The sequence below is a fragment of the Chryseobacterium cheonjiense genome, from assembly GCF_012927265.1.
GTDB classification, from domain to species: Bacteria; Bacteroidota; Bacteroidia; order Flavobacteriales; family Weeksellaceae; genus Chryseobacterium; species Chryseobacterium cheonjiense.
On record NZ_JABBGF010000002.1, the window covers coordinates 504,390 to 520,843 of the forward strand.

The following is a 16,454-nucleotide window of genomic DNA, read 5'->3' on the forward strand; positions in this document are numbered from 1 at the left end:
AAAATAATATAAAAATAAATCAGACAAAGTCTGTGGCAAAAAGAACAACATATCGTCCCCAGAAGAGACTTACTTTTATAGACATTATAAAAGGAAACTTCCTGAACAGGGATGAGATCAAAATACATTACCGGTATTTTCTCCTGCTCTTTGTGCTGATGATGGCGATGATTTACAGTAACCATCTGGTCAATAAAAAGATAGAAATTGTTAATGCCTTAAAGGAAGAAACAGAAGAATATAAATCACGAAACGCTTATGCACAAAGTAAGCTGATCAAAGTAAAAATGGAATCTGAATTGGGGAAAGAAGTCGCCCGGGATTCTTTGATGACCCTGGAAAGCCACCCTCACAAATTGCTCATAAAACTGGACAGTACAGATGCAAAAACAAAATGAATACGATAACAAGCGTAAAAAAACATTACGTTGGGGCTACCTCTTTGCAGTGGTAGCTTTGTGCGTGTTTGTCATGTTTTTAACGAGGATTGTAATCCTTCAGAATACTAATGTTCAGGAAATTAAAGACGATTACATTAATAAAAATTACCGTGAAGCCACACTGAAGGCTGCCCGCGGAAACCTTTTCGCTTCAGACGGCTCTATTCTTGCCACCACCGTTATGCGGTACGATATTTATCTTGATTTTAAAACAATGAAAGATACTGTATACAGCAACAATATCGGAGCATTGACAGATTCCTTAAGCAAAATGTTTGGGAAACCAAGAGGTGAATTCAGAAAAAAGTTTGACGAGCAGAGAAAAAAGAAAAACCAATATTACACTTTGGTAAAAGGCCTCGACTTTGACCAGTACGACAGATTGAGAAAGTTCCCAATCTTTAAAAAAGGAAAAAATAAAGGAGGTTTTATTGTTGACAGAAATTATAAAAGAGAGCTCGCCACATCCGAAATCGGTGCCGGAACAATCGGGATGGATAACGGAGAATTTAGTTCCGGACTGGAAGGCGCTTTTTCAAAATATTTAAGAGGAACCGACGGAAAAAGACTGGAACAGAGAATCAACTCCTCCCAATGGAAACCGATTGATTTCTGGAAAGTTCAGGAACCGGTTGACGGAGAAGATGTTTACACTACGCTAGACCTTAGAATTCAGGACATTGCACACTCGGCTTTACAAAAACAGCTTGTTAATTTCGAAGCAAAGCACGGAACCGTGATCGTGATGGAAGTAGAGACAGGAAAAGTGCGGGCAATGGTGAACTTAAGAAGAAATGACGACGGAGAGTATGTAGATTCCTACAATTATGCTTTAAAGGACAATATCGAGCCGGGATCAACTTTTAAAACCATTTCCCTTCTTGCTGCAATGGATGACGGTTTTATTGACGAAAATACAACCGTAGATGTAGGAAACGGGATCTGGGTATATGCCAAACAAAGAATTTCCGATGGCCACGGCGGCGGAACATACGACATCAGTGATGTTTTGGCCAAATCCAGCAACGTAGGTTCTGCAAAGCTAATTACAAAATACTACGCAGAAAAACCACAGATTTTCCTTGATCACTTAAGACGCTGGAAATTGTTTGACAAAATGGACATCGAGCTTCCGGGAATTACAAAACCAAAAATTCTGACTCCGGAAAGCAAAAGATGGAATGCCGCCACATTAGCATCCATTGCCTACGGATATTCCACCAACATCAACCTGCTACAGTTAACAACCTTCTACAACGGTGTTGCCAACAAAGGCAAAATGCTGAAGCCTCTGTTCATCGATAAAATCATGAAAGACGGTAAGGTAATGTACAATGCCAAACCTGAAGTAATGGTCAGCAGAATGGCTTCCGATAAAGCCGTTAATATGATGACACATGCTTTAACAAAAGCTGTAGAAAAAGGAACGGCCAAAAGTATTTTCACCCCAAACCTAAAAATGGCAGGGAAAACCGGAACGGCAAGATTTGAATACTGGCTTCCAGGACCTATGAAATACCGCTCTTCCTTTGCAGGATTTTATCCCGCTGATAATCCGAAATATACGTGTTATGTAATGATCAGTGAGCCCAATACTTCAAAAGGGTTTTACGGAGCAACAGTTGCAGCCCCCGTATTTAAGGAAATTGCTGGAAAAACATTCCTGAAAACACCGCAAAATATTGAAAGAGAAATGCTGGTCGACAAAAAGGTAAACCTCAATAAAATGGTTGAGCCTAATGTAAAAGTAGCCGTCAACAATAAACAAATGCCCAATGTTGTGGGACTGATCGGGAAAAATGTCATTCCGCAACTGGAGAATTTAGGATACCGCGTCGATTTTAAAGGTGTGGGAAGAATCAAAGAACAATTCCCATTGGAAGGCACTACCATCAGCAAAAACCAGAGAATTTATTTGTCTCTGCAAAATTAAAAGAAAAGAGTCCTGAAAGGACGATTTAAAATAGAATAGGATGTAAATCCTATAAAAAATGAAAACATGCAATTAGTTGAATTATTAAAAAGAATACCGGTTCTGGAAATTCATGGTAACGACAGCCTTGAAATTTCACAATTGGTTTTCGACAGCAGAAAGGTTACGGATAACTCTTTGTATATCGCAATGAGGGGAACCGTTGTAGATGGACATTCATTTATTGCATCATCTGTTGAAAAAGGCGCAAAAGCTATTGTTTGTGAAGAATTCCCTGAAAATCCTGATGAAAATGTAACCTATGTTAAAGTAAAAGATTCTTCTAAGGCATTAGGACATCTGGCTTCTAATTTCTATGGGAATCCTTCAGAAAAATTAAAATTAATTGGTGTTACAGGAACCAACGGAAAAACATCTGTTTCGACCCTTCTTTTTGATATTTTCAAAAATTTAGGCTATGATTCAGCATTGCTTTCCACAGTGGAAATAAGAATTGCGGATCAGATCATTCCTGCAACTCATACAACACCGGATATTATCACTATTAATAAAATTTTAGCTCAGGCAGTTGAAGAAGGCTGTGAATTTGCTTTCATGGAAGTAAGCTCTCACGGTATTGCCCAAAACAGGATTGAAGGTCTCCATTTTAAAATCGCCGGATTTACCAATCTTACCCACGATCATCTTGATTATCATAAAACCTTTGATGAGTACCTAAAAACAAAAAAGAGATTTTTTGATGAGCTGGATGCAACCGCCGTTGCCATCACCAATATTGATGATAAAAACGGGAACGTCATGCTTCAAAACACAAAGGCAGCAAAAAAGTCTTATGCTTTGAAAACCATGGCAGACTATCACGGAAGATTACTGGAAGTCGATTTTAACGGAATGTTGCTGAATTTTAATGGAAAAGAATTCTGGACAACGCTGACGGGAAAATTTAATGTCTACAATTTACTGCTGGTGTTTGGGATAGCTTCAGAGCTTGGTTTTGAGCAGGAAGAAATTCTGCAGGCCATCAGTCAGCTAAAAAGGGTTTCCGGAAGGTTTGAAACTTTCAAATCAGACGGCGGAATCATTTTTATCGTAGACTATGCTCACACTCCGGATGCCCTGGAAAACATTTTGGAAAGCATCAACGACATCAGAACAAAAAACGAAAGACTAATCACCGTTTTCGGATGCGGAGGCGATAGAGATCACGCTAAAAGACCCGAGATGGGAAATATTGCCACTAAAAAATCCACATTGGCGATTATCACCTCAGACAACCCGCGAACAGAAGATCCGGCAGCCATTATAAAAGAAATTGAAGCAGGCGTTGAACCTCAGAATTTCAGCAAATACACTTCAATTCCGGACAGAAAAGAAGCCATCAAAATGGCCATAAAATTTGCAGAACCGAAAGATATTGTGCTGGTAGCCGGAAAAGGCCATGAAACCTACCAGGAGATTAATGGTGTAAAACATCATTTTGACGACAAAGAAACGATCAATGAGCTTTGGAAATTAATGAGCAAGTAAATATAAATGATTATTGATAATTGATTAATGATGGAAAATAATTACAACCAGATTTTTGCTAAAAGAACAAAAACTTTAGCAATAAATATAATTAATAGTTTATCGGATTCGGCATATTCTGATAAAGTATCAGTAATCAGAAAACAAATATTCCGTTCGGCAGGTTCTGTTGCAGCTAATTATAGAGCAATGTGCAGAGCCAGATCAGACAAAGAAAAATATGCTAAAATCTGCATAGTTGTAGAGGAAGCAGACGAAACAGTATTTTGGTTGGAAGTAATTCAGGAAGTTAATATAGCTTCAAAAGTAATGATAGATGAACTTATGAATGAGTCTTTAGAGATTTTGAAAGTGACATCAACTTATAAGAACAAATTAAAGAGTAAGATTATTTAATATCCGTCAGATATCAATCATCAATTATCAAACATCAATAATTAAAAAATGCTATATTATCTATACGAATATTTAACCAACCACGGAATCCATGTCCCCGGACTTGGATTGTTGAAATACATCTCCTTTCGCGCAGGAATGGCGGTGCTCTTTTCCTTAACGATCGCTCTTATTTTTGGAAAAAGAATCATTAACTATCTGAGAGCAAAACAGATGGGCGAACTGGTTCGTGATCTTGGTTTGGACGGCCAAAAACAGAAAGAAGGAACTCCCACCATGGGAGGGCTTATTATCATTCTGGCTACGCTGATCCCTGTATTGCTGTTTACAAAAATTACCAATATTTATATTGTTCTTCTCATCGTTTCAGTACTTTGGATGGGCGCCATCGGTTTCCTTGATGATTACCTGAAAAAAATAAAAAAGAACAAAGACGGCCTCAGTGGCAAATTTAAAATTGTAGGCCAAGTGGGATTGGGTCTGATTGTAGGTGTTACGATGTACTTTCACCCCGATATTACCGTAAAAAGAAAATATCTGGACGCTAAGGTGGTAAACCGGAACAATGTAGAGCAAAACTTCATGCCTACCGAAAAGATTGCCGTTTCCACCGTTCCTTTTGCAAAAAATAATGAATTCGACTACAGTGGGATTTTGTTTTGGATGAATGATAAAGATGCCCACGAATGGGCATGGGTTGTTTTCATCCCTATTGTAATTTTCATCGTAACAGCCGTTTCAAACGGTGCTAATATTACTGATGGAATAGACGGTCTGGCTGCAGGAACCAGCACCGTTATTTTACTTACACTAGGCTTATTCGCTTATCTTTCAGGAAACATCATATTCGCTGATTATCTGAATATTATGTTCCTGCCTAACATGGGCGAAACCACCATTTTTGTAGTCGCCATGGTGGGAGCCGTCATCGGTTTTTTCTGGTACAATACCTATCCTGCCCAGGTTTTCATGGGAGATACAGGAAGTTTAATGTTGGGAGGCGTTATTGCGGTCTTAGCCATTATCCTAAGAAAAGAACTCATGATTCCCGTACTGTGCGGAATCTTTTTAATTGAAAACCTTTCCGTTATGCTTCAGGTAATTGTTTTCAAATACAGAAAAAGAAAATACGGGCTGGAATATGCCCAAAACAATAGATTATTTAGGATGTCACCTCTTCACCATCATTATCAGAAAGGCGGTTTTCATGAAAGCAAAATCGTTAACAGAATGATAATCATTGGTGTTATGCTGGCAATTGTATGTCTCATTACATTGAAGATGAGATAAGAAGTTAATTTAAAATTGAATGATTTAAGAATTTTAAAATTAGAATTGTACGAATCATCAATCATTAAATCAAAAAAATATGAAAATAGTTGTTTTAGGAGGAGGAGAAAGCGGTTGCGGTGCTGCTTATTTGGCTAAAAAACAAGGCCTGGAAGTTTTTCTTTCAGACCAGGGAACTATTAAAGAGCACTATAAGCAGTTTCTTACGGATAATGAAATTGAATTTGAAGAAGAAAATCATAGCGAAGAAAGGATCCTGAACGCGGATTGGATTGTAAAAAGCCCGGGAATTCCCAAAAAGGCAGATATCATCCATAAAATCCATGAAAAAGGAATCAGGCTTTCATCGGAAATTGAATTTGCCTCGGAATTTACCGATGCCAAAATCATCGCTATTACCGGAAGCAACGGGAAAACAACCACCACATCTTTAATCTATTATATCCTGAAAAACGACGGACTCAATGTTGGCCTTGGCGGAAACATCGGGTATAGTTTTGCCAAGCAGGTTGCCGATGAAAACTATGAATATTATGTATTGGAAGTAAGCTCGTTCCAGCTGGATGATATTCAGAATTTCAGGCCGTATATTTCTTTATTGCTGAATTTGTCACAGGATCACCTGGACCAGTACAATTACAACTATGAAGAATATGCACTGGCCAAATTCAGGATTACGGAAAATCAGGAAAATGATAATTTCTTCATCTACAATAAAGATGATGAAATGAGCAAAAACATCCTTGAAAAACTGGAGGTTAAAGCCAAAATGATTCCTTTTTCAACGAAAGAAAAACTGTCTGAAGGAGGTTTCATTAATGATGATCATATTGAGGTAGATCTAAACGATACTTTCACAATGAAAATTGATGAGCTATCACTTTTAGGAAACCATAACGTTGCCAACAGCCTTGCCGCATCAATTGCGGGTAAGATATTGGAAATCAACAATGAAAGTATTAGAAATTCACTAATGACATTTCAGGCCGTTGAACACCGACTGGAATTTGTTTCAGAAATTGAAGGAGTAAAATACATCAACGACAGTAAGGCAACCAACGTCAACGCTACTTATTACGCTTTGGAAAGCATGAAGAACCCAACCGTATGGATTGTTGGAGGCGTAGACAAAGGAAATGACTATACCGAAATTGAAGATTTAGTCAAAAGAAAAGTAAAAGCAATTGTATGCTTAGGAATTGATAATGAGAAAATTATAAACTTCTTTAAAGACAAAAAAGAGTTTATTTATGACACCTCCAGTATGGAAGAAGCCGTAAAGATCTCAAAATCATTAGCCCAAAAAGGAGATACCGTTCTACTTTCGCCCTGCTGTGCAAGCTTTGACTTATTTAAAAGCTATGAAGACAGGGGAAGACAATTTAAGGAACAGGTAGTAAAGCAAATGGCAAATAACTAAAAGCCAACAGCAAAGATATGAACGAACAAGACACAGAAAACAGATTTGAATTCCTGAAGGGCGATAAAGTACTTTGGATGGTCATTCTTGTGATCTCCATCTTCTCTATTTTCCCTGTATATTCTGCAAGCTCAAATCTGGAATATATTGTAAACAACGGGACTACAACAGGTCACGTGATCAAGCATATGTTCTTCGTAGTCTTAGGCCTTGCCATCATGAGAGTGGTAGGAATGGTAAAATATGAATACATCGGAAAGCTCAGCAGCATTTTGCTTGGCCTAATGATTATTCTTCTGATTGTCACTATGTTTACGGGGCAAACCATTGATGGAGCAAGTGCCTCAAGATGGTTGAAAATTCCGGGCACGCCGATATCATTCCAGCCTTCTTCTTTTGCATTCCTTATGCTGATCATTTATCTCTGCAGGTATCTGACCAAAAAAATCACAAGAGAAAGGCTTCCCATTGAGAATATCATGTACATCTTCGGACCTATTCTGCTTGTCTTCGTTCTTGTTGCAAAAGATAACGGATCTACGGCATTAATGATCTTAATGGTTTCGGTTATTGTCTTAATTATAGGGCAGCTTCACTGGAAATATATTGCAGGATTCATCTCCGCATCATTTATTGCAATTGTATTGTTTCTGATTATTGCCTTAAATACAAATCTTATCGGTGGGAACCGGGTACACACCTGGATGAGCCGTATTGAAACATTTACTTCAAGCAAAGCCAAATCGGCCGATGTAGACGACGAAAGTGTAAAAGCTAAAAACTATCAGGTGATGCAGGCTAAAGCAGCCATTGTTCACGGTGGGATAACAGGAATGGGACCCGGAAAAAGTGCATTAAAACAAATGCTTCCGCAGTCTGCCTCCGACTTTATTTTTGCGGTAATTGTTGAAGAATATGGGGTAATCGGTGCAGCCTTTCTGATCAGTATGTATTTAATTATGATGATCAGGATCGTGATGATCGCCAGTAAAATGCCGGCATTTTTCGGATCGTTGCTCGTGCTCAGCCTCGGGGTAATGATCTTTGTACAGCTTTCCGTAAACATCGCGGTAGCAGTTAATCTGATCCCGGTAACCGGCCAGCCATTGCCTTTGATCAGTTATGGGGGAACATCCATGCTGGTAACCTATTTACAGTTGGGAATAATTTTAAATATAAGCTCACGAATCCAGATTTATGATGAAGAAGGACTGGGCAAAAAACAAAGCATTGCAGAAATAAACGATATCGCTTAAATAAAAAGAGTCCCGAAGGGACGACATAAATCAGGATAGGATGCAAATCCTGTCAAATTTAAAATAGATAAAATAAAAATGGACAATCAATCATTCAATAGCCAGAAGCCAAAAGCCATCCGCGTTTTATTATCAGGAGGCGGAACAGGAGGACATATCTTCCCGGCCATTGCTATTGCAGACGAAATCAAAAAAAGATTTCCGGATGCAGAATTTTTGTTCATTGGGGCTAACGGCAAAATGGAAATGGAAAAAGTTCCTCAGGCTGGCTACAAAATAGAAGGAATTGATATTGCCGGAATCAACCGGGGAAATATGCTTTCCAACTTAGGATTGCCTTTTAAGATTTTAAAAAGTTTATCTAAATCTAAAAAGATCATTAAAAGTTTCGCTCCTGATTTCGCAATAGGGACGGGAGGTTTTGCCAGCGGGCCGGCATTGTATGAAGCCAGTAAACTGGGGATTCCGATTTTTATTCAGGAACAGAACGCCCATGCAGGCGTTACCAATAAAATATTGAGCAAGAAAGCCAGAGCCGTTTTTACAGCGTATCCTAAAGTAGATGGCTTTCCGGCAGATAAAATACACTTTCTGGGTAATCCTATCCGCGAAAATATTGTTTCGGGAATGCAGCAAACAGCCCAGGCAAAAGAAAAAATGGGTCTTGATAAAGACAAGTTAACGATTCTTTCAGTCGGTGGTTCTCTCGGTTCAAGAACATTAAATAACGGATGGAAAGAAAATCTTGAAAACCTGAAACAAAAAGGGTATCAATTGATCTGGCAGACCGGAAAACTGGATTACGCAGAACTTTCTTCAAGCCTGCAGCCTCCCGCTTCCATTCAGATCAAAGAATTTATTAAAGATATGGAAACAGCATATTCTGCGGCAGATGTTATTGTTTCCAGAGCGGGTGCCATTGCCATTTCAGAGCTGGCAGTAGCAAAGAAACCTGTTTTGCTGGTTCCTTTTCCTTTTGCAGCAGAGGATCATCAAACCAAAAATGCGATGAATCTGGTGGAAAAGAATGCCGCAAGAATGGTAAAAGACTCTGAAATGCAGGAAAAATTCTGGAATACCCTTTCGGAAATCTGCGCAAATGAAAATATTAGAAAAGAAATGTCTCAGAATCTGCAATATTTTGCCAAGCCAAATGCAGCTAAAGAGATTGTGGACGAGATTTTAAAAATAATTGAATAAAGGCTTGTCTTAAAGATGCTATTTAAAATTCAAGAATAATACTTAAAGTTAACAAGGCTTTGCAATGTTAAAATTGAAAGGTAAAGCAGTTAGTATTAGAGATGTCACCCTGAGCTTGTCGAAGGGCCAATTAAAACAACACAAATGAATGAAAATATATTTTGTATATATTGTGAAATGTTCTGATAACTCTTATTATACAGGTTTTACCAATGACCTGGAGAGAAGGATTAATGAACATAATGGAGAAGTAAATCCGGCAAGTTATACACATAATAGAAGACCTGTAAAACTGGTTTTCTATTATGAATTTAACGATGTGAATCAAGCCATACAGTTTGAAAAACAAATTAAAGGATGGAGCAGAAAAAAGAAAGAGGCTATAATAAATGATAACTGGGATTCGTTACCGGAGTTATCAAAAAATAGGATGAAAGAGTAAAGGCTTCGACAAGCTCAGCCTGACACCGTTAAAATTGATTATGCATTATTAATGGTCATTGAAGCTTATAGCTTTTTAAATAAGATAGTGTTAGTGATGCTTTAACCCAGTTACAGCTATTAAAGATTAAAATATAAAAATGAATAGTTTACAAACATATCAGAATTTTTACTTCGTGGGCATCGGAGGTATTGGGATGAGCGCTCTGGCACGGTATTTCCATGCTTCGGGCAAAAAAGTGTCTGGTTATGATAAAACCAACACCAAGCTTACCCAAGCTCTTATGAATGAAGGAATCGATATTGTTTTTGATGATATTATTGACGAGAGAATTAGCTCACTGCAGAAAGATGATACTTTGGTAATTTATACACCTGCCATCAAAGTTTTGGGCATTCTGGATTATTTCAATGATAATAAGTTTGAAGTTCTGAAACGTGCAAAAGTATTGGGATTAATTACAGAAAATACAGACTGTATCGCTGTTGCCGGCACACACGGAAAAACAACAACCTCTACTTTGGTTTCACATTTGTGCAAAGAAGCAGATCTGCCGTTTTCATGCTTTTTGGGCGGAATTTCCGAGAACTTCAGATCAAACTTTCTGTATAATGGGACTCAATATTCTGTGGTAGAAGCAGACGAATATGACCGAAGCTTTCTGAATCTCTCTCCGGATTGGGCAGTTATCACCTCTACCGATGCAGACCATCTGGATATTTATGGAGATAAAAACACTATTGAAGAAGGATTCAGGCAGTTTGCGGCATTGGTTCCGAACGATAAACAGCTTTTTGTAAGAAAAGGGATTGACATCGGAAGACCACACCTCACGTATGCTGTAAATGAAACAGCAGATTATTATTCGGATAACCTGCGTATGGAGAATGATACAATTTATTTTGATTTTCATACTCCGGAAGAAACAGTAAAAGATTTTGCCTGGGAAATTCCGGGAATTCATAATGTGGAAAATGCGACCGTGGCGTTGGCAATCCTTCATAATCTGGGAATTGATTTTGAAACTTTGAAAAAAGCAATTGCCAATTTTAAAGGTATTAAAAGAAGATATACCAAACACAGATATGAGAACGGTAAAATTTACATCGACGATTACGCTCACCACCCGACTGAAATCAATGCGGTAATGAGCTCGATCAGGACTTTTTACCCGGAAAAGAAACTGCTGGTAGTTTTCCAGCCACACCTGTTCAGCAGAACAAGAGATTTTGCTGATGGTTTTGCAGAAAGCCTTAGTAAGGCCGATGAATTAATCCTGCTTGATATTTATCCGGCAAGAGAACTTCAGGAAAATTTTGAAGGAATTACTTCAGACTGGCTCCTGGAAAAAGTGACTTTAGATAAAAAGGAAGTTTCAACATTAAGTGATGCTTTCAGTAAAATAAAAGAAAAAGAATTTGACATCCTTCTCACCGTGGGCGCAGGAAATATTGATACACTGTATGATCCTATCTGTGAGTGGATGAATAAATAATTTAATAAACGCAATGAGCGCAACGGAAAGTTATATAATCCGTATAAAGTCGTTCTCAAAGGCGTTTCACTCAGCAAATGATAGCTGAAAATATCATTTTAGAATAAAACACAAAGATGACAGAAAATGAAATTTCAAACATAGTTTTTGATGCAGGGATGAAAGTGCATCGTAAACTTGGAATAGGACTCTATGAAAATGTGTATGAGCAATGCTTAATTTACGAATTGAAAAATAGTGGGCTTAGCATTGAGAGTCAAAAAGATATCAGTATCAATTATGAAGGTTTGATCATTGAGAAAGCATTCAGAACGGATTTGCTGATTGATAATAAAGTAATTATAGAAATAAAAGCAGCTCCGGAAATAAATACATATCATTTTTTTCAGCTTCTTAATTATTTAAGAATTACAGAAATGAAATTGGGAATGATTTTAAATTTTCATTCTGCCTTATTTAAAGATGGAGTAAAAAGAATAGTAAATAAATTATAAAAACTTGGTTTAAATACCATAAATAAAAGTATAAAATATAGTATAATGTTTCGGCTATCATTCGCTGAGTGAAACGCCCTTGCGAGCAAAAAAGTAACAAATAACAATAAAAACAAACCCTTGCGAGCTTAGCGTTAAAAAATTTAGAAATGAAAAATAAATACAGAATATTAAAAATTGCCATTACAGTAATCATTCTAGGATTTCTGCTGAGTTTCTCATTGAAGAAATTTAGTGGCCAAAAGATTACGGACAATAGGATTTCTGTAAAGATGAGCGAGAAAACGCCTGTTTATTTTATTGATGAAAAAGACATTCGGGAAATTGTAAAAAAAGAAAATCCTTCCGGAAAGGTGGGAGATCTTAATATTCCTGCTCTCGAAAAGAAGATCAATGCCCTTCCTGCTGTAGACAGCGCCAATGTATATCTTAATCTGAACGGGAAACTCAATCTGGATATCAAACAAAGAGTTCCTGTTTTCAGACTGAATAAGGACGGACGCGATTTCTACGTTGATCAAAAAGGCATAGAATTTCCGATATCTAAAACATATTCTCATCCGTGCATGCTGGTAACGGGAGATGTGCAGAAAGATGAATATCAGAAGCTTGCAGAACTTGTGGAGAAAATTGATAAAGATGAATTCAGCAAAAAATACTTTATCGGCATCTCCAAAGATAAAGGAGACTACAACCTTCTCACCAGCGAAGGAAACTATAAAGTTGAAATCGGCGATCTGGACAATATTGAATTTAAGGTAAAAGGCTTTAAAACATTTGTGGAAAAGTATCTTGTTTATCAGGATCCTGAAAAATACAAAATGGTGTCGGTGAAATATCAGAACCAGATAGTCACCACTTTAAATCCTTATTTTAAAGAAAATGACAGCATTCTGAATGTAAGAAATAAAGAACTGGCAAAAGCTTCATTAGTTCCCGTAGATAAAACCAATGATAAGCCAAAGCCAAATGAGATAAAAAAGACTAACAAACCAACCTCCTCTTCATTAAAACCAAAAACAGTAAAGCCAAAGGAAACAAAAAAAACAGAGAAGAAATCTACGGCAGTAAAGCCGAAAACAAAGGCGAAAATTAAAATAGAATAAAAAAATCAAATCGATATAAACAAATGGAAAATCAAGAGTATTCAGTAGGTCTGGACATCGGGACGACAAAAATTGTCGCGATTGTCGGAAGGAGGAATGCACACGGGAAAATAGAAGTTCTCGGTGTAGGGAAGGCTAAGAGTCTTGGTGTTCACAAAGGTATTGTGAATAATATTTCACAGACCATTAATTCAATCAAAGCTGCTGTGTCTGAAGCACAGTCCAGCGCAGGAGTTCCTATCCGTAAGGTAACGGTAGGAATTGCAGGAAAACACATCCGTTCTCTGCAGCACTCCGATTATATTATGCGTGAACATCCGGACAAATTCATTACAGATGATGACATTGAAGCATTGAAAGATCAGGTCAAGAAGCTGGTCATGCTTCCCGGTGAAGAAATTATCCACGTACTTCCACAGGAATATAAAGTAGACTCCGAAGGAGAAATCCAGGAGCCTGTAGGCATGCATGGAAAGCGTCTGGAAGCCAATTTCCACGTTGTGGTAGGTCAGATGGGAAGCATCCGTAACATTGCAAGATGTGTACGCGAGGCGGGACTCGAGATGGAAGCCCTTACCCTGGAACCATTGGCATCTTCAGAAGCCGTATTAACCAAAGAAGAAAAAGAAGCAGGAGTAGCCATCGTAGACATCGGGGGCGGAACTACCGACATCGCTATTTTTAAAGACAATATTATTCGTCACACCTGCGTAATTCCTTACGGTGGCGGAATAATTACCGAAGATATTAAAGAAGGCTGCTCTATCATCGAAAAGCATGCAGAACAGTTAAAAGTAAAATTCGGTTCAGCAGTTCCTGAGCTTGAAAAAGACAGTACCTACGTAACCATTCCGGGGCTTCACGGCAGACCGGATAAAGAGATTTCACTCAAAACTTTGGCACAAATCATTAATGCCAGAGTAGAAGAAATCCTGGAAATGGTGAATACGGAACTTAAAGCATACGGTGCATTCGAACAGAAGAAAAAACTTATTGCAGGAATCGTGCTTACAGGAGGCGGGTCCAACCTTAAGCATCTGCGTCAGCTGGCGAACTATACCACAGGATTTGACAGCAGAATCGGTTTTGCTAACGAATACATAGCGAATGATAAAAATCAGTATCTTAAAGGACCTGAATTTGCAACTTCCATCGGATTATTAATGGAAAGTTTAAAAATCAGGGACAAAAAACAGAATGCTGAACTCCAGGAACCTGAACAGCCTGCCGAAACAAAGACCGAGACACAGTCTCCCGCAGCAGAAACGACTCAGGAGAACATCGTACAGCAGCCTGAAATTGCACAACCCGAGCATACGGTAAGCGAACAGCAGTCTAAAAGAGCAGCAAAACTGACTTTCGGGCAGTCGCTCATGGAAAAAGTAAAAAAATTCTTTGAAGAAGTAGAATAAAATATAAATGATAAAATGATAAGCGATAATGATCTTTTCCTTGTCATTGATCATCAATCAATTATCAATTATAAAAGTATAGTTATGGAAAATATAGGGACACAGGGGTTTTCATTTGATTTGCCAAAAGGAAATTCATCAATAATAAAAGTGATTGGTGTTGGAGGTGGCGGAAACAACGCACTGAAACACATGTACGAAAAAGGGATTCACGGGGTAGACTTCGTGATCTGCAATACAGATGCCCAGACTTTGGATAATAATCCGGTTGCCAATAAAGTGCAGCTGGGAACAACGATTACAGAAGGTCTCGGAGCAGGTGCCGATCCTGAAGTAGGAGAAAAATCGGCTATCGAAAGTATCGAGGATATAAAAGCGGCTATGGGCCAGAATACAAAAATGGTATTTATCACTGCCGGAATGGGTGGCGGTACAGGTACCGGTGCTGCTCCCGTAATTGCCAAAGTGGCAAAAGATATGGGAATCCTTACGGTAGGTATCGTTACCGTTCCTTTCAGCTTTGAAGGAAAAAGAAGGCTTGAACAGGCGGAAAACGGACTTGATAAATTAAGAAATAATGTAGATTCCCTGATTGTTATCAATAATGATAAACTCAGACAGCAGTTCGGAAATCTTGGCTTCAAACAGGGATTCTCAAAAGCCGATGAAGTATTGACCAATGCAGCCAAAGGGATGGCAGAGGTAATCACCGGATACTTTGATGTAAATATTGACTTTAGAGATGCTAAATCCGTGCTTCAGAACTCTGGAACGGCATTGATGTCTACCGGAGTTGCTTCAGGTGAAAATAAAGCCGAAGAAGCCGTTAAAAAAGCATTGGATTCACCATTGTTGAATGATAATAAAATTACCGGCGCTAAAAACGTTCTTTTATTGATCCGAAGCGGTGTGGAAGAAGTAACAATGGATGAGATCGGGGTAATTATGGATCATATTCAAAAAGAAGCCGGAAATACCGCAGATATCATTTTCGGGGTGGGTTCTGATGAAGAATTGGGTGACTCTGTAAGCGTTCTTGTAATCGCCACAGGTTTTTCAAATGATAATAAAAAATTTTCCGGGCCTACAGAGAAAATCAAGATCAGTCTGAACGACAGCTTTGATACACCGAAAGAATCTCCATTCAAAACAAGACAGGAAAGAGAAGACGCACCGGAGCAGTCTTACGATTTTGGAGGGAAAAGCCTTTTCAGACTTGATGACGAAGATAATGATGCTCCATTCTTCAGTTCATCTTCTGAAAAAAAAATGATCATTGAAGAAGAACCTGCCAGAACAGAAATAAAATTCACTGACAGAGAGGGAGATATGGTTCATACCCCGGAACACAACTGGAGAAACGAAGAAGAAGAGTCTTTCAGCCTGTTTTCTCTTGATGAAGAAACGGAAGATCCGAATGATCTTGAAATAGAGTCTTTCAAATTTGATTTTGATCAGAAAAAAGAGGAGCCGCAAGCAGGAAATGCTTCAGCCAGATCGTATTCTGAAGAAAAACCTGTTGAGTTCAGCTTTTTTGTAAATGAATCAAAAAATACGGATCCAAAATCTGATTTCGGGCCGAAAGCGGAATTTACTTCTTCAACCGAGGTCAACCAGCTAACGGAAGAGCCTCTTCAGAAAGTTGAGCATTTCTTTCAGCATCTGAAAGAAGAGCCTTTTGCAGAAACTCAACCTGAAACACAGGCGCCGAAACCGGCAGAAGAAGAGTTCACCTTCGTGAATAAAACGGTTGATCAGGAAAGAGTAATGGAACGCAGAAATAAATTAAAAGAGTTTAATTCTCGTTACCAGAGCTTCGACAGTTCTAGCGAGTTTGAATCGGTTCCGGCATTTAAAAGAAAGAATATCTCTATCGAAGGGACCAATGCTTCTGAACAGAATATCAACACGTATCTGTCTGAAAACAATGGAAACATGCAGATCAGAGAAAACAGATTTTTGAATAAAGACGTAGATTAATTGCTACTGGCGATTGGCTTCTTGCAAATGGCTCTAAAGTCAGGTTTAAGAGCCAGCAGCTAA

The 16,454-nt window shown here is 38.3% G+C and carries 14 protein-coding genes; all 14 read left to right on the forward strand.

Going from position 1 to position 16,454, the window contains the following annotated elements; genetic code table 11:
- Positions 1 to 32 precede the first annotated feature (32 nt).
- The 14 genes from HHL20_RS12875 to ftsZ all read left to right on the forward strand — a co-directional run bounded on the left by HHL20_RS12875 (position 33) and on the right by ftsZ (position 16,391).
- A complete protein-coding gene (locus HHL20_RS12875) occupies positions 33 to 398 on the forward strand; it encodes an FtsL-like putative cell division protein (protein WP_169231586.1) in 366 nt (121 codons plus the stop codon).
- Positions 382 to 2,373: a penicillin-binding transpeptidase domain-containing protein gene (locus HHL20_RS12880; protein WP_169231587.1), complete on the forward strand. Its 1,992-nt coding sequence runs from the start codon at positions 382 to 384 to the stop codon at positions 2,371 to 2,373. Before HHL20_RS12875 ends, HHL20_RS12880 begins: the two co-directional genes overlap by 17 nt.
- A 66-nt stretch (positions 2,374 to 2,439) precedes the next feature.
- Positions 2,440 to 3,900 carry a UDP-N-acetylmuramoyl-L-alanyl-D-glutamate--2,6-diaminopimelate ligase gene (locus HHL20_RS12885; protein WP_169231588.1) on the forward strand — a complete coding sequence of 487 codons (1,461 nt, stop codon included), beginning with the start codon at positions 2,440 to 2,442 and terminating at the stop codon, positions 3,898 to 3,900.
- A 27-nt stretch (positions 3,901 to 3,927) separates the two neighbouring features.
- Entirely contained in the window at positions 3,928 to 4,296 is a 369-nt protein-coding gene (locus HHL20_RS12890) for a four helix bundle protein (protein WP_228463191.1), read from the forward strand.
- Positions 4,297 to 4,344: 48 nt separating this feature from the next.
- Positions 4,345 to 5,586, forward strand: a complete 1,242-nt coding sequence (gene mraY / locus HHL20_RS12895; RefSeq protein WP_169231589.1) for a phospho-N-acetylmuramoyl-pentapeptide-transferase — start codon at positions 4,345 to 4,347, stop codon at positions 5,584 to 5,586.
- A gap of 79 nt (positions 5,587 to 5,665) precedes the next feature.
- Positions 5,666 to 7,006, forward strand: coding sequence for a UDP-N-acetylmuramoyl-L-alanine--D-glutamate ligase (murD, locus tag HHL20_RS12900; protein ID WP_169231590.1), 1,341 nt, complete (start codon positions 5,666 to 5,668; stop codon positions 7,004 to 7,006).
- Positions 7,007 to 7,023: 17 nt separating this feature from the next.
- On the forward strand, positions 7,024 to 8,262 hold the full coding sequence (locus HHL20_RS12905) for an FtsW/RodA/SpoVE family cell cycle protein (protein WP_169231591.1): 1,239 nt from the start codon (positions 7,024 to 7,026) through the stop codon (positions 8,260 to 8,262).
- A 78-nt stretch (positions 8,263 to 8,340) separates the two neighbouring features.
- A complete protein-coding gene (gene murG, locus HHL20_RS12910) occupies positions 8,341 to 9,462 on the forward strand; it encodes an undecaprenyldiphospho-muramoylpentapeptide beta-N-acetylglucosaminyltransferase (protein WP_169231592.1) in 1,122 nt (373 codons plus the stop codon).
- Between the two features lie 148 nt (positions 9,463 to 9,610).
- Entirely contained in the window at positions 9,611 to 9,904 is a 294-nt protein-coding gene (locus tag HHL20_RS12915; RefSeq protein WP_169231593.1) for a GIY-YIG nuclease family protein, read from the forward strand.
- Between the two features lie 139 nt (positions 9,905 to 10,043).
- The gene (gene murC / locus HHL20_RS12920) at positions 10,044 to 11,399 is read left to right on the forward strand and encodes a UDP-N-acetylmuramate--L-alanine ligase (RefSeq protein ID WP_169231594.1); all 1,356 of its coding nucleotides are present in this window, start codon (positions 10,044 to 10,046) and stop codon (positions 11,397 to 11,399) included.
- Between the two features lie 116 nt (positions 11,400 to 11,515).
- Positions 11,516 to 11,893, forward strand: coding sequence for a GxxExxY protein (locus tag HHL20_RS12925; RefSeq protein WP_169231595.1), 378 nt, complete (start codon positions 11,516 to 11,518; stop codon positions 11,891 to 11,893).
- A gap of 149 nt (positions 11,894 to 12,042) precedes the next feature.
- Positions 12,043 to 12,999, forward strand: a complete 957-nt coding sequence (locus HHL20_RS12930; protein WP_169231596.1) for a cell division protein FtsQ/DivIB — start codon at positions 12,043 to 12,045, stop codon at positions 12,997 to 12,999.
- Between the two features lie 23 nt (positions 13,000 to 13,022).
- Positions 13,023 to 14,411, forward strand: a complete 1,389-nt coding sequence (ftsA, locus tag HHL20_RS12935; RefSeq protein WP_169231597.1) for a cell division protein FtsA — start codon at positions 13,023 to 13,025, stop codon at positions 14,409 to 14,411.
- Between the two features lie 84 nt (positions 14,412 to 14,495).
- The gene (gene ftsZ / locus HHL20_RS12940) at positions 14,496 to 16,391 is read left to right on the forward strand and encodes a cell division protein FtsZ (RefSeq protein WP_169231974.1); all 1,896 of its coding nucleotides are present in this window, start codon (positions 14,496 to 14,498) and stop codon (positions 16,389 to 16,391) included.
- Positions 16,392 to 16,454 lie beyond the last annotated feature (63 nt).